Origin of the sequence: Bradyrhizobium sp. AZCC 2230, assembly GCF_036924495.1 — a bacterium.
Lineage (GTDB): Bacteria > Pseudomonadota > Alphaproteobacteria > Rhizobiales > Xanthobacteraceae > Bradyrhizobium > Bradyrhizobium rifense.
Genome location: NZ_JAZHRS010000001.1, coordinates 5515861 through 5540382 on the forward strand (window position 1 = coordinate 5515861; position 24522 = coordinate 5540382).

At 57.5% G+C, this 24522-nt stretch carries 16 protein-coding genes and 2 pseudogenes; 12 read left to right on the top strand and 6 right to left on the bottom strand.

Annotated features, from left to right (window positions below):
• Positions 1 to 831: 831 nt before the first annotated feature.
• From V1280_RS26415 to V1280_RS26430, 4 genes and pseudogenes are all read right to left on the bottom strand, one after another.
• On the bottom strand, positions 832 to 1824 hold the full coding sequence (locus V1280_RS26415; protein ID WP_442895251.1) for a HupE/UreJ family protein: 993 nt from the start codon (positions 1822 to 1824) through the stop codon (positions 832 to 834).
• A gap of 26 nt (positions 1825 to 1850) precedes the next feature.
• Positions 1851 to 2711: a peptidylprolyl isomerase gene (locus V1280_RS26420; RefSeq protein WP_334530943.1), complete on the bottom strand. Its 861-nt coding sequence runs from the start codon at positions 2709 to 2711 to the stop codon at positions 1851 to 1853.
• Positions 2708 to 4654, bottom strand: coding sequence for a DUF3604 domain-containing protein (locus tag V1280_RS26425; RefSeq protein ID WP_334530946.1), 1947 nt, complete (start codon positions 4652 to 4654; stop codon positions 2708 to 2710). The genes V1280_RS26420 and V1280_RS26425 overlap by 4 nt, the downstream gene beginning before the upstream one ends.
• 48 nt (positions 4655 to 4702) lie before the next feature.
• Positions 4703 to 4978, bottom strand: a pseudogene (locus V1280_RS26430) (tail fiber domain-containing protein); the annotation flags it as partial.
• A gap of 468 nt (positions 4979 to 5446) precedes the next feature.
• Between V1280_RS26430 and V1280_RS26435 the strand changes: the two are divergent.
• The 12 genes and pseudogenes from V1280_RS26435 (at position 5447) to V1280_RS26490 (ending at position 20388) form a co-directional block, all read left to right on the top strand.
• Positions 5447 to 6196: a bestrophin-like domain gene (locus tag V1280_RS26435; protein WP_334530949.1), complete on the top strand. Its 750-nt coding sequence runs from the start codon at positions 5447 to 5449 to the stop codon at positions 6194 to 6196.
• A gap of 559 nt (positions 6197 to 6755) precedes the next feature.
• Complete coding sequence (locus V1280_RS26440) at positions 6756 to 7622, top strand: transposase (protein ID WP_442895162.1); 867 nt, start codon at positions 6756 to 6758, stop codon at positions 7620 to 7622.
• A 296-nt stretch (positions 7623 to 7918) separates the two neighbouring features.
• A pseudogene (locus V1280_RS26445) lies at positions 7919 to 8338 on the top strand (patatin-like phospholipase family protein); the annotation flags it as partial.
• A gap of 219 nt (positions 8339 to 8557) precedes the next feature.
• Positions 8558 to 11065, top strand: coding sequence for a hypothetical protein (locus V1280_RS26450; protein WP_334538657.1), 2508 nt, complete (start codon positions 8558 to 8560; stop codon positions 11063 to 11065).
• 1550 nt (positions 11066 to 12615) lie between these two features.
• Positions 12616 to 12831, top strand: coding sequence for a hypothetical protein (locus tag V1280_RS26455; RefSeq protein WP_334530952.1), 216 nt, complete (start codon positions 12616 to 12618; stop codon positions 12829 to 12831).
• A 197-nt stretch (positions 12832 to 13028) separates the two neighbouring features.
• Positions 13029 to 14567, top strand: coding sequence for an IS21 family transposase (gene istA / locus V1280_RS26460; protein WP_334538124.1), 1539 nt, complete (start codon positions 13029 to 13031; stop codon positions 14565 to 14567).
• Positions 14568 to 14578: 11 nt separating this feature from the next.
• The gene (gene istB / locus V1280_RS26465) at positions 14579 to 15322 is read left to right on the top strand and encodes an IS21-like element helper ATPase IstB (protein ID WP_334518610.1); all 744 of its coding nucleotides are present in this window, start codon (positions 14579 to 14581) and stop codon (positions 15320 to 15322) included.
• A gap of 425 nt (positions 15323 to 15747) precedes the next feature.
• Positions 15748 to 16329, top strand: coding sequence for a hypothetical protein (locus tag V1280_RS26470; RefSeq protein ID WP_334530955.1), 582 nt, complete (start codon positions 15748 to 15750; stop codon positions 16327 to 16329).
• Positions 16330 to 16415: 86 nt separating this feature from the next.
• Complete coding sequence (locus tag V1280_RS26475) at positions 16416 to 17366, top strand: hypothetical protein (RefSeq protein WP_334530958.1); 951 nt, start codon at positions 16416 to 16418, stop codon at positions 17364 to 17366.
• Between the two features lie 104 nt (positions 17367 to 17470).
• Positions 17471 to 18004 (top strand): hypothetical protein, encoded by a 534-nt coding sequence (locus tag V1280_RS26480; protein WP_334530961.1) that lies wholly within the window; start codon positions 17471 to 17473, stop codon positions 18002 to 18004.
• Positions 18005 to 18136: 132 nt separating this feature from the next.
• Complete coding sequence (locus tag V1280_RS26485) at positions 18137 to 18466, top strand: DUF3768 domain-containing protein (RefSeq protein ID WP_334530963.1); 330 nt, start codon at positions 18137 to 18139, stop codon at positions 18464 to 18466.
• 167 nt (positions 18467 to 18633) lie between these two features.
• Positions 18634 to 20388, top strand: coding sequence for a caspase family protein (locus tag V1280_RS26490; protein WP_334530965.1), 1755 nt, complete (start codon positions 18634 to 18636; stop codon positions 20386 to 20388).
• An 852-nt stretch (positions 20389 to 21240) separates the two neighbouring features.
• On the opposite strand, the gene V1280_RS26495 is transcribed toward V1280_RS26490, so the two are convergent.
• A complete protein-coding gene (locus tag V1280_RS26495) occupies positions 21241 to 23634 on the bottom strand; it encodes a phage/plasmid primase, P4 family (protein WP_334530967.1) in 2394 nt (797 codons plus the stop codon).
• Positions 23546 to 24268, bottom strand: coding sequence for a hypothetical protein (locus V1280_RS26500; RefSeq protein ID WP_442895163.1), 723 nt, complete (start codon positions 24266 to 24268; stop codon positions 23546 to 23548). The genes V1280_RS26495 and V1280_RS26500 overlap by 89 nt, the downstream gene beginning before the upstream one ends.
• Positions 24269 to 24522 lie beyond the last annotated feature (254 nt).

The following is a 24522-nucleotide window of genomic DNA, read 5'->3' on the forward strand; positions in this document are numbered from 1 at the left end:
TCCGTCCAAGCCGGAGGCTTCTTCGCACAGCTATCCCGATCCCGAAGCAAGGGTTCCGGCTAAGCGCTTACCCCTTATCGCGCTTTAAGGAATTAGTTACGGCTCATTGCCAACCTGTAGCCATTGCAAATCGTCGCGGCGGCGACGCCAATATCGAAGTTCGATTGATCAAGACCTGCTCGGTTGGCAGTCTCTTCATGCGAGAGGCCGTTATGCTCAAGGGGTTCATGATTGCCGTTCTAGCGCTAATCTTTTTATCAATGTGCGATCAATACACATCCAATGGCCAATATACCGATGCGGTCATCATGATGGCCAAGCAGATTAGACACTCCTTTGGTGCCTAATTGCACCTGTCGTCGCCCAAGCGTGAGCATGATGAGCGAGACCGATATTCTTGACGTGCTAAACAACCATGAGTGTCCGGATTGCGGCGCAAATAAATTGCGATCCGCACTCCGCGTCGATATCGCCGAGCATCTGACCTGCAGCGAGTGCGAAGCTCGTTTCTACATTGCGCCACGTCGGCCATATGCCAAGGTGTTCATTCGTCAATAGCCAAGAGCCACGTCGTTCCAATGGATTCCGCCTTGGGTCATTAGGCAACCTGACCGGCGTGTTGATCACGCCCGCTCCACCCTCTAAAGCCGATGTCAGCGGCGCCGACTTGCACTTCCGCTTAGGGTCAAAATGCGAAGAACTCAACCCGAGTAAATCTAGTCCGCTGTGCCTTGCTGAGCGGACGTCAGCGAGCCGCGCCGTCACTTCGCTTTCGGGCCATATGCGGAAGCACTCCATCTCGACGAGACGCTCGAACCGCCTTTGCGGACTTCACACGAAAAAGGCAGTGGTCCTCTCAATCAGCCAAAAAGCTGCCACCGTACCGATCGCGTACGCTGCGAACACGTCGAGCCGGTTGACCGTCCGCTGAGCCAGGGCAGATCCGAGGCCTCGCGCCATTGCGGTGCGGAACAAGGCACCCACGGTCAGGACGGCGGCGACGAAAATCAACTGCCCGATCTCCACGCCGAGGTTGAATAGCAGCAGCGCAATAGGGATCGCATGTTGAGGTAATCCCACCTCCGTCAGTGCTCCAGCAAAGCCAAAACCATGTAAGAGCCCAAAGCTGAAGGCAACCAGCCACGGCAGGCGCGCGGTCAGACTTGGCTTTTCACCACGTGCATTCAGGATTTCGACCGAAACCAGCATGATGCTCAGGGCTATGGTCGCTTCCACGGGCGGACCCGGCACGTTCACGAAACCCAGCGTCGCCGCAGCGAGCGTAATGCTGTGCGCAATCGTGAAGGCCGTCACTGTGACGGCCACCCGGTGCCAGTCTCGAACGAGGATCACCAGCGCCAGCACAAATAGCAGGTGATCGAAGCCGAAAAGAATGTGTTCGACGCCGAGGCGCAGATAAGTGGCCGCCACCTCTCCAGCCCCGGCCACGGCTTGAACAATAAATGCTGTCTTGGTCGGAGAAAGCCTTTCGGTCTGGGTTGCGCCGGCAAGGCTTTCGACGCGAACCAGTACATCGGTCGACGTGGCCGACAGGCCCTCCAGTGACACCGCCTGCCCCGCAAGTCCACCTTCCCGCCGAATGCTGCGGCGTTCGACATATGCTCCGTCGCTAAACGACGCGCGAGGGGGCCCTACCTCCTGAGTGCCCTCGGGCAATTTGAGGTAAACCGCGAGCCGCAAGTTCTCGCCCCGCGCGGGAATCTTGAAAAGCACATTATAAGCGCCAGGGCCCGTCTCGCGCAGTTGAAGATAGCCCGGCCGCAGTTCATCTGATGAAGCGGACTGCGCGAGCAGCATTGCCATGATGGCAAAGAACAAGCGCAAACGATTCATGGACTGGCAGCCCCCGCCGCCTTTGCTCGAGGCACCTCCACCACGATTTCGTAGCGGTCACGTAGTGAGACGTACAAGTTCTGTTTCCCCTCCAGGCGGCGCGCGTTCGCCCACTCTCGGCGGACGGATGGCCGAACATCATCGAGCGCCGGCAGGTTTCCCGAAACGCGTTCGCTGATGAAGACGAAATGCTGCCCGAAGCTGGAAGAAATCGGTCCCTGCCATCGGCCCTTTTCCATGGTGGATATCTGTTTCGCGAAGCTCTCACCAAATATGCTTGTTACCTTGCTCGGCGAGACGCCGCGAAACTCTTCGCCAAGCGGGAACGGATCGCCGAGTCCCGTCGCGTCCACATCTCCGTCGGCCGCAAGAATACTCGCAATCTCTTTGCTATCGCTCTCGATGGTATTCGCGCGCCGCGTGGCACTCACGAATACCTGATGGAATGTAAGTTGATCCTCGGTTCTGAAGCGCTCCGGATTAGACGCCAGATAGGCCGTGAGCTGCTCGTCACTAGGCTCGGGTCCAGACATGTCATCGGCGAGAAATTCCATCTTCTGTCGCACGCGGCGGCGAATGATGACGTCGTCGCGGTCCAGGCCGGCCGCTCTGCCCTCGCGGTAGAACACCTCATCGCGAATGTAGTCCTCGATCAGGCCTTGTAGTTCCTGCTCGTTGGGCTGCCGCCGCCACGTCCGCGCAAATCCGTCGCCGAGATTGGCGATGCGTGAGGCGGATACCACTATTTTTTCGGGCACATCCGCGCTTCGCTTGCCGGCAAGCCCGTAGAGCGCGAACAGCACTGCACCGAGCGCGAGGAACTGGAGTAACGGTTCTCGCAGTAGCCGAACGCTCAAGGCGTGTACCAGATCGGTGACGTATAGGCGCGTTCGGTCGTCGTCATCGTGACTTCTGCCGGCAGCTTGATGCCGAAATATTTGGCGTCATAGGCCGTCCAGCGCGGCGTCGGTATTTCGATCACGCGTACATAGTAGAATGCCCGCAAGGATGGATCGAAGTCGGGATCTTTCCAGACCGTGATCATCTCGCCCGCGCCGATCGTGTTGGTCCACGTCGCGTTTGCGACATCGACAGTGCTGCCGATGGATGTCCTGCTGCGGCCGTCGGGGCCGATCGTGCGACCGCCGGACACTGCAACGTCGTAAACTCGCTCCTGCGCCTGGTCGTCCTTTCCGACCCAACCCTTGATGACTTGGATGCGGTCCAGATTAGCGCCGATCGGATCCTTCAATGCCGCGACAAGGAAGGAAGGCGACTTTCCGGTCGGCGCGGTGTTCAGGTCTCCGCCCATCGGCACGCCTTTGGTGTAGCCAACACGCGCGGGCATGCGGCTGTTTGCGTCGGCAGCCTCAAATTCCCAGCCGCCGAAGAAGCGAACGACCATGCGTGGACCAGTGGTGGCATAGGTTTCGCGCCGCTTCATCGCGTCGAAAATCGCTTCGCGGGTATTTTCCGTGGCCCATACCGCAGCGTAGCCAGATGCAGTCGTCTCCCAGCCCATGATGACGGCTTTGTCAGTCTTGACGAAAGGATGCATCGCGCGGTCGGCACTGGGTTCGGCAGAAGATGTCTTGCCGAAGAAATTGTCCTCCTCGACCGCTGCGAGCCCGGTATGCGCGTCGGTACTGCCGACGAGACCGAACTTATAGGGATTTACGCCAAGCTCGGCTTCCATCTTGAGCCCGTTCTTGAATGCCGAACGGACATACTCGAACTCTAGCATTTCAGGCTTCTTCAGCTCAGTCAGGTCGAGGTTACCCTTGTCCCAGCGCTCGAAATTGGCGAACTCGTCGTTCGGCGAAAGAAATGGATGGGTCTCGCCATCGCCTTTGATCTGCGTCGCCTCGTAAAGCGGCTCCCACCTCATACGGTTCTCGGCATATTCGCGATCGATGCGCTTTCCATTGAACGACTCGATGATTGGAAACATCCGGCCGTTGCTCAAATTTCCATTGTGCGCCAGCGCTAGAATCTCGGCGCCAGTTTTTTCCTCGACCATCGCCATCCATTTCCAGAGATCGCGAGGATTTGGGCTGCCCAGCGGCGGCAGCGTGGTGAAAGGCTCGACGAGACCGGCCTTTGCTCCGTTGTCGCGCCAAATGATATTGCGATGAAGATTGTTGCCGCCCGCGTTCGAGGTCCACTCATAGCCGATGAAAGCAGTGAAGCGGCCAGGTTCATTGGCTTCTTCCGCGGCCTTGATTGTCTCGCGCCAGGCGCCGCGATAGGCCGGCGTCCCTGGCGTGGGGAATCCCTTGGGCATCTGGCCCTTGCCGAAGCTGGTGACGATATCGAGGGCGGCTTGCGCACCCTTTCCTGAATTGATCTCGTCGTACCATTTCCGGCCCTGCGGGGTTGCCAGCAGGCCGGGATCGCCGCCGACCAGTTGCGGGAAAAAACCCATGCCGTCCGAATGATCCGCGACGACCATGAAATCCAGGGGACGCGACAGTTTGGCGCGTTGCCCGCCGGAGGCGATCACTTCCTCCCCCTTGGCGAAGCGATACGCGTCCTTTGGACCGAGCCGAGCGCCGAACGCACCCGCGTCTAACGAGAAGGCGGTGTGTGTATGCGTGTCGCCAAAAAATGGCCGGGTCGGAAAATTGCGGCCCGCATACGGGGAATATGGCGGCTTGGCCGGAAACGCCTTATCGGCCGTCTCCTTGTCGAGCGTGCCGATGTCCGTGGTTTGATCTTCGGCGGCAACCGCCGTGACAGACACACATGCCGCACAAAAACCGGCGAGCGCAGCTGCGACAATGCAAGGGAAACGGATCATGGTCAGGCCCCTGTCAAAGGTCAATGCTGGCCTTGCTTGGGCCCAGCGTTACTGCTCGACTGGTGTGCCAGCCGGGACATGAGCGCCTAACGCAGTCCACTGATCGTAGGTCTGGAACTTCACGCCGAGCATATCGTAAGAGACCCGCAGGTAACCGTCGCTGCCGCGCAGCACCGCGCTGGGCATCATCGTCTGCACTTCCTGCGCCATCACGCCGACATAGGTTTTGTTGCCGCCATTGTAGGTGAAGCGGTAGAAGCCGAGGCCATTTTCGAGGTGGCCGAGAAGGACAATGTCGTGCTTGAGCATCATGTCCGATCGCCGGACGACACGCCGGGTGGTCCGCCGTGCAACACCGCGCACACCGACCACCGGCGCAACGACGGGCGCGACAACAGGTCGAACGACGCAGCCGGCGCGGTAGACACCGGCGGCACAATAGACAACAGCATTTGCCTCAGGTGCCTGGACAGTCATGGTTGCGCAGAAGGCGGTAATGCCGAGCACGGTGAAGATCATCGAGCGCATCATTGTCTCCTTCGTTCTATTGTTGACTGGGAAGCTTCCCGCACAATAGGATCAGATTATGGTCCGGCGAGCAATTGTCCTTAGAAGAGCACCTGCCGCGCTAAGTTCAATTCGACACCTCCGTGCTTGACGTGCCGACTGGGGCCCTGCCAGCAATGGCCAGGATCATGGGTGCTTGTGTCCACCCCCTATGCGAGGGCATTTTCCCAAAAGAGAACAAGCGACGCAGCGCAATAATTTTCCGACGAATTGGCGAAGGTAAGCATGTTTGTTGCGGCAGTCGCGTTCGTGTTTATGTTCGGCGGAGCCTTAGTAGGAATCTTCCTGCGCAAGGCCTTCCCCGAGCACCATCTGAATTCCGACACAAGGGATGTCGTCAGGGTAGGAACCGGGTTGATTGCGACGCTGTCGGCCCTCGTTCTTGGCCTTCTCATCGCCTCCGCGCAGAGCGCGCTGCAAACGCAGAGCAATCAGATCAAGCAAATGACCGCCAACGTCATTTTGCTTGACAACATGCTCATGCTTTCAGGTGCCGATGCACAGCCACTACGCGCTTTGCTACGAAGTGGCGTGCAGAGTCTCGTGGATCGAATTTGGCGCGAACAAGATGACGCTTCGGCAAAAGCTGCGCCGTTCAAAGCCACAGCCCAGGCCGACCTCTTCTTCGACAGGTTGCTCCAGCTCACCCCGCACAATGACACTGAACGTATTACGCAGACCAAGGCCATTCAGCTCGGCATCGATTTGGCGCAAACGCGGGTCCTTTTTGCACAATCATCTTATTCTATCCCAAGGCCGTTCGAAGGCGTACTTGTTTTCTGGCTCACGGCCATCTTCGTCAGCTTCGGGTTGTTTGCGCGCCCGAACTTGATCATCGTGGCGACGTTGTTCGTCTGTGCGCTGTCAGCATCAACCGCAATCTTTCTCATAGCCGAGTTGAGCCATCCCTTTACTGGTGTCATGGCAATCTCGAACGAACCGTTGCTGAACGCGTTGGCGCCACTGGATCGGTAGGCTAGGGGCACAACGACTTCCGCTTCGGGTCAAAAGCGAAGAACTCAAGCTGAGCAAATCTAGTCCGCTGTGCCTCACTGAGCGGACTTTAATGAAGTGCGCCGCTACTTCGATGGGCCAGGGCACAACAGCGGAAATGGCATCTTTGGCTATTGTGCCACTCACCAGGAAGTGGGCACAGACAATGCGTCGCCGAGAGCCCTCAGCAGATCCCTAAATGTCAGCCTCGGTCGAGGCTTTACAGATGGGACACTCGTACGACTTGAGGGACCATCTTTCCGCTCTGGAGCGACTTCCTCAGTCATGTTGGATCTCAATTTCGGTCAATCAGCAGTGGTGCTCGGCATCTTTCCGTAGGATATGGGACCAAACCCTCCTATGTCCAAAAGAGATGATCACGACAGTGTCATGCTGCATCGCGACGGTGCGGCGCTTGTTGCGCCAGTCGTCTTGTTCGAGGGGCGCTGCGGGTCAAAGGCTGCCCTCAGCGACCGGGGACGACCTCGGTCGGCTTACCGCCGACCGCCAGACTGCCGCAGGAGAAGAGCCGTCGGAAACGGTGCAACTGACCAAGACGCGGCTTAAGGAAAAGCTGGCGAAGCTCGAAGAAGAAGTGAAGCGACTGGCCGCGATTGAAAAGGCATTGCTCGCCTCGCCCGACAAGCAGATATCGCTGACCGATCCCGATTGCCGCTCGATGGCAACGAGCGGGCGAGGCTCAGGCATGGTCGCCTACAACGTACAAAGTGCAGTGGACACCACGAACCATCTGATTGTCGCGCATGAGGTCACCAACGTCGGCGCCGATAGATCGCAACTGGCGACGATGGCGCAGGCGGCGAAGGCCGCGCTGCGCAGCGACAATTTGGACGTCGTTGCCGATCGGGGCTACTTCAAAGGTGAGCAAATCCTGGCATGCGAACAGGCCGTGGTCGCGGTGACGCTACCCAAGCCGCAGACTTCGGGAGCCAAGTCGGCAGGCCGCTTTGGGAAACCTGATTTTGTCTATTTGGCCAAGGACGACGTCTATCGCTGCCCGGCCGGCGAGAAGCTGGCGCACCACTTCACCGCGGATGAAGATGGCCAGAAAATGCGGATTTACTTGACGAAGGCGTGCCGCACATGCCCGCTCAAGGATCAGTGCACGACGTCCAACGAGCGCCGCATCAAACGCTGGGAACACGAACACGTCGTCGAGGCCGCGCAGACCCGGCTCGATCAGAACCCGCAAGCCATGCGTGTACGCCGCCAAACCGTCGAGCATCCGTTCGCCACACTGAAGATGCGAATGGGTGCAACACACTTTCTAATGAAGCGGTTGCCCAATGTCGCGACCGAAATGGCGCTGAACGTACTCAGCTACAATCTCACGCGTGTGCTGAACATCCTCGGCGTCGAGCCATTGCTGGCGGCCATGCGAGCGTGAGGCGCGGGCAGCGGGCTCAATGGCGACACTGATGGCCGCCCTCAGTTGCATGGAGGTGATGCGGCCGCGTTTTTACACGGCCTGAGTCAACAACGCGGACGTTCTTCGTCGGCCGCCTGCAGGATGGGCGGTGCTGTAAAGCCTCATAGGCGGGCTTCTGAAGCTGGCAACGATAACTGCTCACGGCGAATTAGATGCGGACACACTGTGAATTGGCTCACATCGCAGCCGCCGATTTTTGCCTATCCTAAGTATGTACCCTTTCTGAGCGACACTCTCGTAGACCGGGGTCCGTTATGTGGAGGAGTAGTGCATGCAATCCGCTGGCCGGCGGCGCCCGCACGCATAGCCTGGCGGAGGTGCTAAATGATGAGTTCGACTCGCTGCATGGCACTACGGATCGCGAAAGGCCCTCTGGTCCCCCTAAACAACAGCAACCTCTAGCAGATCCTAGTCTCGCTGAGCTCGGCCCCTCATCGTCTCAGCCGCCCGTCGATGTTGACGAGGCGGAGAAATTGAGCGCGCTTTGGAATAAAATACACGAACTCTCAGGTGACGGGCGGACGGCCCTATGCCTCTCGGGAGGTGGTGTGAGGAGTGCCGCGTTTAATTTGGGCGTACTACAAGGTTTGGCTCGACTAGGTCTACTAAACCGCTTTCACTACCTCTCGACCGTTTCAGGCGGTGGCTACATCGGGTGTTGGCTGACTGCTTGGCGACGACGAGCTGCGAACGGAATTGTTGATGTAGTACGTGGCCTCGCTTGGCCGGACCCCGTTCAAGATGCGCAGGTTTCCTTGCAGGTCCCGAGTGCGATCAGTAATCTACGCTGCTTCAGCAAATATTTAACCCCGTCGGCAGGGCTTCTATCTCCCGATACATGGACCTCTATCGTAACCATCGGCCGAAACCTGCTTCTGAACCATGTTATTCTAGTGCCGCTGATCGCAGCCCTCCTCGTAATCGCAAAACTGATAGAGGTGATTGGCAATGAGCAATCCATACCGATCTGGAAGACGTGGATTAAGTACTTAGGCTACACTCCCTTGGAAGGATCGGCGACGGCTGAGTACATCGGAAGTTTTCTGCTGCCTGGCATCTTTGCATGCCTAGGCTGGATCTCTCTTTCGATCACACGTCCCTCGTGGCGGACAGACAAGACCGGCCGCGGGGTGGACTTCCAGAAAAGTGACCGCGAAGACCAGTTATTGTTCTCGTGGGCTGGCATAGTACTCATCGTCGTCGCGGCATTGTTGTTTGGCTTGATCGTGTCAAACGGTTATCCACCATCTCAAACTTTCGATGCGGCTTGGACTTGGCACCACTTCATTGCTTTTCCTATTGGTGGAGGGCTTGGGGCGCTCGTTGGATTTCTCTTGGCTCTGGCTGTGTCACTCGCTCGCAATAATTGCGTCGCGGAAACAAGAGATCCGTCGGTCACAACCAATTGTCACCAACGACAGTCGAAGCTTGAGTCGATAACGGTTCCAAAATCAGGCTTGCTCGCTGTCTCGCTCTTCGCAACGGCAGCCATGGTCGCCGGTTCGGTCGGCGGGTGTGTGCTCGGCGCAGGTGAGGAAGTTGCTGAAATGCTGCCTGCTATTCTACCTAGCAAGCCTTTTTGCAATGCCCTTATTCTGTCTGTCGCACCATTTTGGTTCGTGATCAGTTACAACGTGGGAGAAGCTGCCTATCTCGGCCTGACTGTCCGCAAGCCCGGTGCAAACGTGGAATGGAATGACAAATGGGGCGAGCAGGAGAGAGAATGGGTTGCACGAACGGTTGGTTGGATCACGCTGCTCGGCCTCAGCACCAGCGTGATTTTGCTCACGTCTCTGTTCGGCGCCTATCTCCTAGAGGTGTTGATCAGTCACTTTGACTGGAAGGGGCCCCTTGGTCTTTTTCTAGTCGGCGTACTGTCGGGCGTCGCTTCCATCGGCCTGGCCGCCAGCCCGCTCAGCACTCATTCTGGAACTACGCCGCATGGAACCCGCCTGCCGGTCCGAAAGATCCTTGTGATCGCCACCCCGGTCTTCGCAGCGCTTCTTGCATCCTTGATCTCGATAGGAATCGACATCGTCCTTTTCAAGCAGCCTCTACTGAAAGCTTTGGATCTTCCGGACCCACTAGGTTTGTTAGATCCAACCGGCAAACTTGCACCACTCTGGTTAATTCTGGTGTTCGGCGGATTGATTGCCTTCAGCGGTGGCGCGGCTCGCTTTGTAAACATCAATCGATTTTCGCTATACGACTTCTATCGAATGCGCCTCACTCGTGAGTTTCTCGGCGCATCGAACGCGGACCGCAATCCCGACGCCTGGTCCGGCTTTGATCCGGCTGATGACATCCCATTGGCCGACCTTTGGCCGCCGAAAAATGATCACGAGAAAGTCCTTTATCCAGTGATCAATGTCACCCTCAACATGGCCGCGACGAAGCGGTTGGAGTGGCAGGAACGCAAGGCGGTTTCCTTTGTATTCACACCAGACTACTGCGGAAGCGGCGCGACGCGAAATCTTGGTTTCCGAAAGACAAAAGATTACGCTAGCGGAATAAAGTTAGGGTGGGCAATGAGCATTTCGGGTGCAGCGGTTTCGCCTAATTCCGGATACTCGACTCTTCCAGGTCTTGCTCTGCTTATGACACTCTTCAACCTTCGTCTCGGTGTCTGGTCGGGCAACCCGGGCGAGACCGGTGAAAGAACCAGCAGACTCCGAGGCCCCCGTTTCGCTTTGCAACCGCTCGTCATCGAAGCACTAGCGCTGACTAGTGATCGCTCGAAATATGTCTACCTCTCGGATGGGGGACACTTCGATAATCTTGGGTTATACGAGATGCTCAGACGGCGATGCCGCTTTATTGTAGTTAGCGATGTCACCTCTGACCCTACCTATGTCTATGCTGACCTTGGAAGCGTGATGCGGAGGGCTGCTATCGATTTCGGCATTCGCATCAGATTTGAACACCTCGACATGATGGGCCGCACCGAAACGGCAGTGAAAGGCGCGTACAGCGGTTTTGCAACCATCGAATATCCCGAGATGCAACCAAATGGACAACGGCATCAAGGCTATTTGCTCTACATAAAGTCCTATTGTGGGGGTTTAAGCGAGCCAGCCGATGTTCGGACCTACTATCATATGAACCCTGCATTTCCCCATGACACTACGCTCGATCAATTTTTCGGTGAGGCGCAGTTTGAGAGCTACCGCGCGCTTGGTTGTTACACGGTAATGGAGCTAGCGCGCTGCGCAGGATTTGATGTGGCTCAGCGGAGAGCAACGCCCGCAGACCTGTCTACCCTTGTCAAGAGTGCCCAAAGGTGGCTCCAAGGAGGGGCCAAGCCTATTAGGCCCTCGCCCGGGTCTTTCCGCCCTACAAAGTTTAGTCGGCGGCACACCGGGCAACGCGCCCGGTCTAGTCAGTCGCGGGAGATTTCCTAACTCCGGGCTTCACAAGCTAATGCTGCGAAGGCTCCAATGCGAAGAAGCGCTTCTTCGAAAATCTTAGCTTGCCTTCTCGGGCCTTCCCTAAGGGGTCAGTCTTGTACTCTTTTTGTTCTTGTTGGCAATTTAGTTCGGTCTCTGCCTCCGTCAATTTTTTAGAGCGAGGGCTGAACTAGGGGCCGTCGAAAGGTTCTTGGTTGTTCAGTAAAACGAGGGAGAACTGAAAATGGCATTCGGTACCACTGCTCAAATGATCGATATGCTTGTGTGTCACAACGAAGGTGTATCAGCGAACGGCGCATCACGGAAATCAGCAACTGCGACCCCAGCGGAATTAAGAAGGATTGTGAATGGCTGGCCAACCAGGGATACATCGAGTTGATTGGTGGCGAAGGCCCAAACCGCAGGTATAAATCGCTTCAGAGATAGGATGAATAGTTCGAGTAGATCCTCTCAGTTGGCGGCCTACTCGATTCCAAACTTCAGATGTTCAACAAGTTACGATACTAGAAGCCAAGGGCGTTCCCTTCTTCCGTCCGTACAAACGAAGAGCGACAAGCCATCCGCCGTCGATATGGTGCACTTGGGAGTCATGATGGGAGAACAGTCGTGCCGCTAACTCTAAACTTTGACTGGGAGGAGGCTCCAGGGCGAAAGACTTTAAGCGCCCCAACAAAGCTTCGTCCCGCCAGCGATTTCACAGACGCGCCCGCTGGACAAACAGCACGGCAATCCGCGTTCTACCGCAACTTGGTGCGGCTAGCTGAACAGACACAAAACAAAACACTTCCGATTCAATTTCTTACATTAGACGGCACGGCCAAGCGAATGGATTACGGCTGCGTGAAGATCGCCGAACGCGCTGGGTTTATAGAGCCGCTTACGAATTCGCCTCTTGGGGTAGTTGAAACAGTAACAGTGATTTGGAATCCAACGGCCTAACGACGATCCCGCCGTTCCTTTGCGACAGCGCACGTTGCAACTCGCAAGATTTTGCGTTTGGCCGTGAACTTGCGGATGACTTGAAGGCGAGACTCAATCGCTGAGTCGGCAGTTACTGACGCAAGTCGCTGCGGGGCGAGTGCATAGCTGAGCCGCTCTGGTAACTTTGCAATCGCGTTGATTGGAAATCTGGGCTTTCCCCAATTCCGCACGGATTCAGGACCCTCTAAGGATCGTTAAAAGCGACTTAACACCATATTACAATCTATAGTCGTGCCGCCTTGAAGCAATTCTGTAAATCAGCATTTTCGGCTCAAGAGACCGAAAACTCTCCAGAATTCAATAAGTTAGCTGAATTATAGGCTTGACTGAAGCCAACTTCAATGATAAACTGCGTCATAGTGGCGTTGGCGTGAACATTGAAATTGCGCGAAGCCGATGGCCGCTCACAGATACGTCAACATTTTAAGCGAGCGGCCCCGTAAACCGCCTGTGTTGGCCTAGGAATGGGGAATGCGCGGACCATCCTTCGACGGCCCCGCCAATCAACAAATCACCCCGCGACACGAGTAGCCCCCGGACATTTCGAGCCCTTCGACCGCGCCTTGGTGCTGGTGGATACGATCTGCCGTCTGGCCGGTGCGAACAACCTGATCGGGTCGGAGACGAGTCGGCTTCAGCAAGCAATTGTAGATCGCGATACGCCCTATCTGTTCGAGCATCTGGTGGGATCGTTCTCGCTGCAGGGTATCAGCGACCGTGCCGCCCTGACCTACATGGAAAACCACGACCGGCCCTCTTGGCGGGATCTACAGTGCTGATTCCGCTCGATGTCGCCCACCTTTCCGGAATGATCTCGCCCACCGTTCCGATTTGATGTCGCCCACCATTCCGAGATGATCTCGCCCACCATTCCGGGATGATGTCGCCCGGGGTGACGAGGCCTCTTCTGGCTCCGATACGGTCCCGCCTTTCGGCTTTGCGAAGGGGGACCTGGATGCCGACGGAGAGGCTTGCGATGCGCCACGTGCGCGAAGTGATCAGATTGAAGTCGGCTGGGATGCCGACCCGCGAGATTGCGCGGCGGTTGGGGACGGCGCCTTCGACGGTGCGGTTGACGATCCGCCGGTTCGAGGCGGCGGGGCTGACCTGGCCGTTGCCAGACGACGTCACCGACACGGTGCTGGAGGCCCGGCTGTTCGCCAGCGCCGGAGCCGGTCCGGGCACCCGGCGGGGCCATCGGCGGCAGGCCGAGCCGGACTGGGCGGCGGTGCATCGCGAGCTCAAGCGCAAGCACGTGACGCTGTCGATTGTGTGGGAGGAGTACATCGCGGGCGAACCCGGCGGGTATCGCTATTCGCGGTTCTGCGAGCTCTACCGGGCCTGGGAAGGCCGGCTGTCGGTGACGATGCGCCAGTCGCATGCGGCCGGCGACAAGCTGTTCGTCGACTATGCCGGCGACGGCGTGCCGGTGGTGATCGACCGGTTCACCGGCGAACGGCGCACCGCGCAGATCTTCGTCGCAGTGCTCGGCGCATCGAGCTTCACCTACGCGCAGGCGACCTGGACGCAGGGCCTCGCCGACTGGATCAGCGGGCACGTCGGCGCCTTCGAGGCGATCGGCGGCGTGCCGGCACTGCTGGTGCCGGACAACACCAAGGTCGCGGTGATCAAGGCCTGCCTCTACGATCCGCAGATCAACCGCAGCTACGCCGATATGGCGGCGCATTACGGCACCGCCATTCTGCCGGCGAGGCCGCGACGGCCACGGGACAAGGCCAAGGTCGAGCAGGCGGTCCTCATGGTCGAGCGCTGGCTGCTCGGACGGCTGCGCCACCGGATCTTCCACAGCCTCGCCGAGGTCAACGCGGCGATCGCCGAGTTAATGACCCGGCTCAACGAGGAGCGGCCGATCCGGCGGCTCGGCGTCACTCGCCGCAAGCTGCTGGAGGAGATCGACCGGCCGGCACTCCAGGCCTTGCCGGAGAGCCCTTACGTGTTCGCTGAGTGGCGGATCTGCCGGGTCAGCATCGATTATCACGTCGAGATCGAGGCGCATTATTACAGCGTTCCGCATCGCTTCGTCCGCGCCGAGGTCGAGGTGCGCTTCACGGCCCGCACCGTCGAGATATTCCACAAGGGTGAGCGGATCGCCGCGCATCAGCGCATGAGCGGCAACCACAAGCACACGACCGTGCCGGAGCACATGGCATCCAGTCATCGGCGCTACGCCGGCTGGACCATCGAGCGCATCCGCAAGGACGCAGCCTCGATCGGGCCGGCGACCGCGGCGCTGTGCGACCTGATCCTCGACGAGCGCGCGCATCCGGAACAGGGCTTCCGCGCCTGTCTCGGCATCATCCGGCTCGCCCGATCCTACGGGCACGAGCGGCTCGATGCCGCCGCCATGCGGGCGATCGATATCGGCGCGCGCACCTACGGCTCGGTCAAATCGATCCTCGCCAACAATCTCGATCGGCGTCCTTCACCCAAGCGCTCCGCGGACGACGCGCCGATCCTTCATCCCAACATCCGCGGGCCGCGCTACTACAATTAGGAGATCTCATCTTGCTTACCCATCCGACCCTCGATCAGCTCCACGCGCTCGGCCTTCACGGCATGGCCAAGGCCTTCGCCGACATCGAAGCCGGCGGCGACGCCGCAAGCCTCGGCCACGCCGAATGGCTCGCGCTCCTGCTCGAACGCGAAGCGTCATTGCGACGCGACAAGCGGCTGTCGAAGCGGCTGCAATACGCCAAGCTGCGCCAGGAGGCCTGCGTCGAAGACATCGACTACCGCACTCCACGCGGCCTCGACCGCAGCCTGCTGACGATGCTGGTCGAAGGCCGCTGGATCGATGACCACGCCAACCTGCTGATCTGCGGGCCCTCCGGCGTCGGCAAAAGCTGGCTCGCCTCAGCGCTCGGCAACAAGGCCTGCCGCGACAATCGCTCCGTGCTCTATCAGCGCGTCCCGCGACTGTTCAGCGATCTGGCCTTGGCGCGCGGTGACGGCCGCCACCCCCGCCTGCTGCGCGCGCTCGGCCGCGTCGATCTCCTCATCCTCGACGACTGGGGCCTCGAGCCGCTCGACGCCGCGGCCCGCCACGACCTCCTGGAGATCCTCGAGGACCGCTACGGCCACCGCTCCACCATCGTCACCAGCCAGCTTCCCGTCGATCAATGGCACGCGCTAATCGGCGACCCCACCTACGCCGACGCCGTTCTCGACCGCCTGGTCCATAACGCCCACCGGATCGATCTCAATGGCGAGAGCCTGCGGCGAACCCGTAAGCCCGGCCGAAAGGCCTGAGCCCGTGGCCCTGTGGACATGCCGCTGCGCTTGGACAACGCGAAGGGCGTTGCCCACATGCCCACAGCAGGAGCAGCAAAAAACAAGTCCTTCGAGCCGCGATTCAAGATTGACCACGCGGCTTCGCCGATGCCAGAAACCAGACAGCCAGAACGCCTCGCGCCCCGGGCGACATCAAATCGGAATGGTGGGCGAGATCATCTCGGAATCCTGGGCGAGATCAAATCGGTACACCCGGGCGAGATCATCGGAATCCGCAACTACAGCAAGCGACCAGCCGACCACCAGCCTGCCCCAAGCTCCGCAGTTACTGGACCTTCTGCGGGTGCGGATATCGGAAAGCCGCTCGGACCTGCGCTGAGGCTGCAGCTCTTGCGAAATGTTCGGTACCTCGCGCTACCCTTCGCAATGGGCGCCTAAATCAGATGACATATTCACTGTTCTTTTTCATCCGCGATGTCACGGATGGAAATCTCGTTGGCTGGATAGATCGGTCGCTTGCTCGGGCAAGTGTGGGGACAGCGCAGAATCGCGCCTATCGAATGCGGCATGCTTTGATCGAGCCGCTTCGCAATATCTATGGCGTGTCCGACAAGGTGCTCAACATGACTCTGGCCGACGTATTGTTGGCAGCTCTGGCAAGCAAGCCCCTCTGGAGGGAGACCGGCTCAGGCATGATCGCCATCGATACGCTGGTGCATAACTTTCTTCACCGAACGGGTATCACTCGTCGTCTGGGCGGCGAGCACACCTATGGAGGTTCCTGCTATTCAGTCGGCGGATGCGCCGACATTGTTAGACGAATTGCACGACGGATTGATGCCAGGCAATTCAATCCAAACTACCCGCAGCACTTTCCAAGATTTGTCCAGCACGCGATCTGGCGATATTCCGCCCAGTCCGAATTGAACGTCTGCAACGGCAACAACATCGACGATGGATTGCGATGCCAAAATGGGAATTGCGCATTGTTTCGACGCTGCGACCGCTCGCCTCTCCGCGACTGACGATTTACAGTGGCACCTCGTAGGCTCAACCAGCACGGCTGGCCGCCAATTGGTAGTTGGCTGGCTAACATTAGAGGAAAGCATTCATGCAGACAGAAATAATTCTGCCTCGTCTATACGAAAGGGATATCGATGTTCTGCTTCAGGAGGAATTGATATTCAACGAAGCAGTCTGCAACGTTTTTTCGAACGCTTTGGGCTTAGACGCTCCGCTGCGAATCAGTGAGTGTTCATTGTCCGTCGTGGACGGAACTGGCGAAACGGACTTGTTTGCGCGCTTTCAGGTCGCAGACAAGAGTGGCCTTCTTTTAGTTGAAAACAAGATCGATGCGGCATTCCAGCCGACCCAGCCCGAACGATATAAGGCGCGGGCGAACCAGATGGCAACTAACGGCCAGGCGGCACATTGCGTCTTGATTGCTCCAGCGAGATACATGGATGGCAATGCAGCGGCGGTGCACTTTGATGCGTGCGTCACTTATGAGGATGTCGCGCAGGCCATCCATGCCCAGGGCACGGAGCGAGGCAAACACCGAGCGGCGCTCCTGCTTCGAGCTGTGCAGCAGTCCAAAAGTTCCTACATGGTCATTCCCGCACCTAAAGTCACGACCATGTGGGAGCGGATCTATGAGATCGCTCGAACCGAATTCCCGGCGCTAAAGATGAAGGCACCAACCGAAAAAGGTGAGCAGTCGTGGTGGGTGATCTTTAAAGGAACTCTGCCGCCACGCATCACCGTTGATTGGAAAGTTAAAAATGGGTTTGTGGACTTATCATTCTGGAATGGCTCGCCACACAAGCCTACCACGCCTTCTGTGATGCCGCCTGGAGCATCGTTCGTGACCAGTGGTACGACTACGATGTTTCGCTCAATTGTTGAGAAGCCCTCCAAGGACTGGGTCGAGCTAACAGATCCTCAAATCCGCAAAGCACTAGCGGTTGCCGAAGCCATGATGAATTTCCACAGTACGCATGCGCCTGCGTTCGAACCAGCCCCGGCGAACATAAACCCCGTCTCGACCGAGAGGTCGTTATGAGGCCCGTCTATTTCCGCTAACTGGGAATAGGCAACAGCGCTCCGTAGGAGCACGGAAACCAAGAGGCCCCTTTGGGGCCTCTTTTGATTCTAGGAGGAAAGAAGATGTCAAGGAAGCCCACCAAATCGAAAACGCCGATGCATGCAAAGTCAAAAACGCCGCGTCCTCAAACCCGAACAGTCGTTATGTTCGGTTTGGATAAGGAACGAAAGCCACACGCAGCGCGCTTCTCAGGAGAGAGTGATGCGCTGTTGTCCAAAGCAGCGGCCACGATGGGTATGCGGCTCGCGGTGCCGATCTCGAAAAAGCACTTCGAAGTCGTGAGCAAACTGCCCGCCGGGAAGATCAACGCGACCGGCAACGGCCTTGTGCCGAGTGTTGATCAGAAGCTTTATGACCAAATCAATTCGCTAGTCGGCGGCGAGACTGGCGCGATCTCTCCATCGCTGCCCAAGTCATGGACGGAACTTGCACCTGGCCATCTTGTCCTTGCCCAAGACGGTGTAGAGGACGGGTGGTGGGAGGCGACGATCACGAAGAGAAGCGCGGACGCCTTGACGCTGCGATGGCGCGACTATCCTGGCCAGTCCGAGTTTATACGGCCAATTGGCGCGGTCGCGCTGCTGAAGCCTCAATAGTGCTACTCCTGCTTCTCCTTTCCTAGCTGACACCAACTAGCCAGAGGCCCTCGAAAGGCACAAACGCCTGCTTGCCTGAGCCAGCCCGCCTGCCCCCTCTTCCCTAACCTGCTGAACCATCGGAGACTCAAAATGACCGCAAACACGGATCGCATTCGCGCGCTCAATGATGACCTGCGACGTAATCTAAGTGAAGGTCGCGCCTACATGACGCCCGGCGTCGCGGCCCTCGGGCCGGAACTGCTAGATCGCGTCGTCAAGGCGCTCGCAGCTTTCGACGATTTTCACCACGCCAACGACCCTTGGGCAGAACATGACGCTGGCATGTTCAAGATCGAAGGCCACCGGCTGTTTTTCAAAATCGATTATTACGACAGGTCACTTACTTATCAATCGCCCGATCCAGCCGATCCGAGCGTCACGGAGCGAGTGATTACGCTCATGCTGCCGGAAGAGTACTAGCATAAAGTGGCCTCGCCATCGGCGAGTTCGGGCTCCTGCCCATTGGTTGAACGCCTCGCGGGTGCGTGGTGGAGGGCAATGCCAGTTCGAGCCGCTCGCTTCTTTCTTTGTTGCGGTCGGCTTTGCGGGTGAATAACGTCAACTCTTAGGGCCGGGGAGCTATCTAGATGCGCATCACGACAACGGCACTGTTTCTGGTTCTTCTATTTTGCTTGCAGCAACCCGCCTCGGCGGAAAGTCGCGTTGCACTCGTCGTTGGAAATGGCTCCTACGAAAGGGTGCCAGAGCTGCCAAACCCGCCTCATGATGCAGCAGACATTGGACATGCATTAGAGCGGCTTGGTTTCAAGGTCACTCAGATCAAGAATGCAAACGCCCAGGACATGCGCAAGGCCGTTATTGATTTCGGCCGAGTTGCCGAAGGGGCGGACATGGCGGTTGTATTCTATGCCGGGCACGGAATGGAAGTCGGTGGCGAGAACTGGTTGATCCCGGTCGATGCAGAACTGAGGAGCGATGCAGACATTGAAAGCGAGGCGGTGAGCCTTCGATCAATTAGCGCTCAGGCATCCAAAGCCAAGCAATTGGGTTTGATTATACTCGACGCTTGTCGAAACAATCCTTTCGCGGCAAAGATGAAGCGCTCCATTGGCACTCGTGCCCTCGCTCGCGGGCTTGCACCAACAGAGCCGTCCGATAATGTTCTTATTGCGTATGCGGCACGAGACGGAACGACAGCCAGCGATGGCGATGGCCGAAATAGCCCGTTTACCGGTGCTCTTCTTCGGCACGTTGAAACTCCTGGGCTGGAAATATCATTCTTGTTCCGTAGGGTCCGCGATGACGTGATGATGGCCACTAAGCGTGAACAACAGCCCTTTGTTTATGGCTCTCTTTCAAAGGAAGAAATCTATCTGAAGGCGCCTGCGGTAAATGCTGCGATCACTGCAAAGCCTGTCCCGACGCCCCCTAGTGACGAAGAGAAGCTCTGGGAGGAGACGCAGGCGTCTACCGAGCGCGGCCGTTACCAAGACTTTCTCTCGAAATATCCAAGCAGCAAACACGCCGCCCAAGCGCGTTCTCGAATTAACGATCTAGTGGTTAAGGAAGTGGCCACGCCACCCGCGACCACGATCCCCAGCGAGAACCAGAGCTCTGCAACAAAGCCCCTCGACCGCAACGTGTTCACGGCTGAGGACAGCAAGAAAATAGCCACCACCATGGCTGCTCAAGACCTTAAGATTCCGGACTACAGCTTCCAATCCACCTCCGATAGTCCTCTTACTGCAAACTCCAAGTTCGTCGGCGTATGGTCCAATAAGCGTGGCTGGGGAGACGACGGCACTGGGCGATACGGTATGCTTATCGTGACGGAGGTTTCTGCAACCGGATTGGCCAGGGGGTACTATCTCTGGGGACCGCCTGGGAAGCGATCCTGGACAAAGGATGGAGCGGGATACAAATCCTTCTCCGACTACATTGTGAATGACAAACTCTCTATAGGTGGCACGGAAGTCTCGGCCAAGTACGACCATACGAACGTCCTCAAACTATCGTCGTTCAGGAAAGACAAGCCGTCGGAAACATCAAGCATCGTACTTCGACCGATTTGGCAGCTCGTCCGAGTACGCTTTGATACGGAGCCAAACGCCAAACGCGAGCAGGCAGTGCGGGACAGCAGCCCAAACAAAGGGGAATCGGCGAAACGATATCCAGAAGTCGGCGCTCTCGGATCACCGGAGCCGCCTACGGAGGGGGGTAGTTGCAGCCGCATGAAAGACGTGATGGGTTGCAATTGCGCTCTAAAAACCGGGGGCTACATTTACCCCAATCCGCGCAGCAACAATCACACCGGCTATAGCTTCCGTTGGACCAATTCGAGCGCGTATTCTACGTGTCTGCACGCTGCGGGCCGTCGCTGAAACCTCTAAGAAATCGTCGCACATCTTCGACTTCGCGAACAACCTGAAAACTCGTCTTTTTCGCCTCGACCATCGCCTGAAACGTCGCAAGCGACTCTAATTTACAGCATCTCAACTTTGGAGGTGCTTGTGAAATCGTCAGTAGCCACGTTGGGCCCATCGACTCGTAAGATTGTCGCCCGCATTGAAAAGGTAGGGAGGGCCGCTGAAAAGGCGGCAACAAGAAAACACCGGTTCGCGGATTATAGATATCTCCGATCCGTTTTGCGTGCCTACAGCTACTTTGATGACCACGATCTCCTGTCGCATCTGATGGAAATCGCTCCTAGCGTCCTCTTAACGCCTGTGCGAGCGAATTGGAGTTTATTACGGGTGATCATCGAGGCTAGTTGCATCCAGCCTGACTTGAAGATGCGGAGCCGTTGGACGCGAGCGTTAGAGCTAGCCGTCAGGGAGAAAGTTGCCCCCAACGACCTGGGGCGCTTCTTTCGTGCCCACAATGGAATCGCCGGATGTGCGGATTTGGCGAGCAAGATCGCCCGAAAGCGCCCTAGCGTGCGCAGGAAGGACGCACCTGCAAGTAAGGTTTTCCGTCGGGCGATGTCAAATCGACCTCTTGCGGTAATAAGGCAGTCACCATTCACCGAGGCAGGGTGAATGTGGGCTGGTTTTACGTTCGGCCAGAGGCAGCCGCAGGCGGCTGCCTCGCCGAGACCGCCCTAAGGGCGACTAAACATTGTTAGAGAGAGAGTGGGAGGGGGTGGCAGGACTTTATATTATGACTAGAGATCAAAAGCTCAGCTTTAAGAGAATAAATAGTGCTGCCATCCCTACACCAATGGCTGGCAGGAACTAGGAACGGAATTTCACACCAATCCACTCGCTACCCTTCTTCGTACGCTTGTGATTGATGTTTTGCTCTGTCATCAAGCCATGCCTGAATGCCTTCATGTCAAGAGCGACTTCTCCGTTACGGCCGCACCAATGGCTGTACTGCTTATACATCGGTTGGGCAGCCACTCGGTTCAGGGGATCAAACTCAAGCTCATCACTTACAAAACGCTTCAGATGATCCGCTTCCTTCGACCAATCCTTGGCGGCTTGACAGGCTGCAGGAGGTGGGATGAGACCTTCTTTTTCCCAATCGATACAGCCACGCACCGCCCAGGCCAGAATGCCCGGCAACTCTTGTCGGAGCTTTTGGGCGAGGTCGAGATCCTTCTCGGCTTCGGGAATTTGCGCATCGAATGGGATCACACGGATGCGTCGCCAGAGAGCAGAGTCTGTTCCTCGGACCCGCGGACGGTCATTGGCGACAAGCCAAAGTTTGAACTGTGGCTGGAACTCGAAGAACTCCTGACGCATGAACCGCGCGGTGATTTTCTCGCCGCCAGTCATCGCCTTGATCTTGGCCTCGTCAAGTTGCCGATTGAAGTTTGTCTCCACCGCCGTGACCATGCGCACCCCGGCGAGCCGCGCCTGATCGTTTGAGATAGCGTTGTCGTATTGCTTGACCATCAGCGTTTCGGTAGGCGTATGACGTCCGTAGTCCCCCAGCATGTCACGCACAAGGTTGAGCAACGTGGACTTGCCGTTGGAACCAGACCGTCCATAACAAAAGAAAAGCACTTGCTCCTTTGTCTCACCAGTCAAGCTGTAGCCGACGGCCTTACGAATGTAGCGCATCAACCTCTTATCGCCGTTGGTGATGCGCTTCAGGAATTTCTTGAACAATGGGCATTTAGCACTACGGTCGGCAGAGACCGGCGAAATCTGGGTCAACAGGTCGCTTGGATCGTGCGGCTCAATGTATCCTGTGCGCAGGTCGATGGTACCATTCTGAACGTTGAACAGCCGAGGGTCGGCGTCCAATTGATCCTCAGTAACGGTAACGAGGCCCTTGGTTAGATCCAGCATACGGTCCAGGCTACCTTTTGACAGCGATGCTTGCGCGAAATGCGCACGCCTTGCCGCTTTCGCTTGATCGGTCGCGAGATGCTGAGTCTCATGGGCAATAAGGCGCGCTGTTGCTTTCGCAAACTCGATGCACTCCGAACCGGCCCCTGGCAACCAACGACCCTGCTTGTACACCAACCAGCCTCGGCCGTTGGAATAGAGGATTTGTTTAGCGAAGCGAGCCGCTAATCGTGACGCATTATCGGTATCGGTTTCTCCGAGCCTAGATAATTGCTCGTTCAGATCCGGAGCAACCGCAGCCACCGGCATCTTGGTGTCTGCATGACCATCGTTCGATTCAGTAAAAGGCAGCGAACGCGGATGTCTCATCCCGGCACTGAGTCCACTCTCGATAGTGGCGCCGATCTCGCTCTCTTCAAGCCCAATTGCCGTGGCGACCCGCGTCAGGTCTCGGACAATCTTTGTGCGGTTAAGGAGGTCATATGGAAGAAGTTGGCCGACCTTGAATGCACATCGGTTCAAGGTGTCGTTGCGTTGGTGTACGGGAGCTTTTCCTAAGCGTTCGAGTTCCCTGTTCAGCGCTGAACGTATGTAAGCTTTGGCGCGCCCCTTCTTCGAAGGCGGGATTGGCAGGAGCAACACGGGCCGGGAAGGTTCTCCTGTCAGAAGAGCTTTCCGCAGTGATTTCGGAATCTTGGCGATCTTGATGTCATTCAGATCGCGTCCCGGAAGGAACTTGTACAGCTTGCCTGATCGGTGAATGCTACCCGGCGCGACGACGTAGCCACCATCACCTCGAATGTCGATGCCGCTGCCAAGGCGGCCCACCGAGTTCCCGACCGGCTTCGCGCCTGGCCGGAGGTAGTAGTGCACCCCCTTACCTGTCCTGACCTTGGGAGTTCTCGGCAGCTTCCCGTACTTTTTGAAGAGTCGGGCGAGTGACCCCTCACCTTCCTTGCCATCGACATCGACAACAACGAGGTTCGAAATCTGGCCTGTTGCGATTCCGATGTTCGCGTCAGGGCTTTCGGCCCACCACTGCTTGATCACCTTGCGGTCTTTCGTGGCGTCCTTGACGCCGCGTGGTGTCATTGGATGTTTACCGGGCTTAGCGCATTCAATCCCCTCGCGACACGAACATCGCCCGTCGCGAACGGAATGAACAGGTAGGACGTGCAGCCCTTCGGATGCATAACGAAGTGCTCGCTTCATTAGTGTAATGGGACGGCGATTCGCTTTTTTAGTCGACATGACCGGCCTCCAAACTCTCGGCCGGCACGATGCGCAGCACTTCTGCTGCAAAACGAGAGCGGGCAGCAGGAACGCCATCAGCCCACGCCGCCTGCAAAGCGGGCGAGGAATTCCACGCCGCGACAAGCCTCTTGAAATGCTCTCCCGGGTCCCCTCTTTTCAAGAAATCGGGAATGCCGCCGTCGTCTCTTGGCGGTGAGCCCCTCGGTGCGGGCGAGTTGTGCGTAGGCAGCGATTGTTCGCCGACTCTTGACTGTGGGAGTGGGGCTTCGCTCGTCGGTTGACGAGACCTTGGCTTCTTTTGGTCGACGATATCCGACGCGATTTTGAGTTGCTCATCGACTGTTTTACCGTCAGCAATCTTGAGCAACGCCGACTGGTTATCCTGAAGCTTGAGCTCACGCGCTCTGAGTTTTACCTCCGGGAAAATACCCGCAATTCTTTGCGCACGCTGTAACTCTCTGCGGGACACCTCTAGTTTGCGCGATGTCTTGCTGATCCCCCTCTCATTCGGCTGGTGGCCGCCGGAAGGCTGGGCAAGTTGCCCAGCCTCTTCTTCGGAAGCCTGCAACCATTCGTTCTCTGCTTCAGCCCTTTCGAGGGCGCAGTATCCCAGCCGGTGAAGATTCTCAGAAAGGGTGAGAAGTCGATTTCTGGACTCGTTAGGATCTAAAACGATGGCATCAATGTGTGTCCGCTCAAGGCGGCGCATCGCTTCTACTCTATGCTGCCCAGCAATAAGGGTCGCGCCCCTCGTCGGCTCTATCACGACGAATATTGGCGTGGTCAATCCGATACGCTCGATGGATTCTTTAATTATCTCGACGTGGTCAATGTCTAGGGGGCGATGGCCTACCCCAACTGCAAGCTCTGATAGGGCAATCCGCTGAACTTTGGTCTCGACGGACGAAGGACTTGTGCCAGGCGCGGGGGAGTTTCCGAGGACTCGAACAGGTCCCCTTGCAG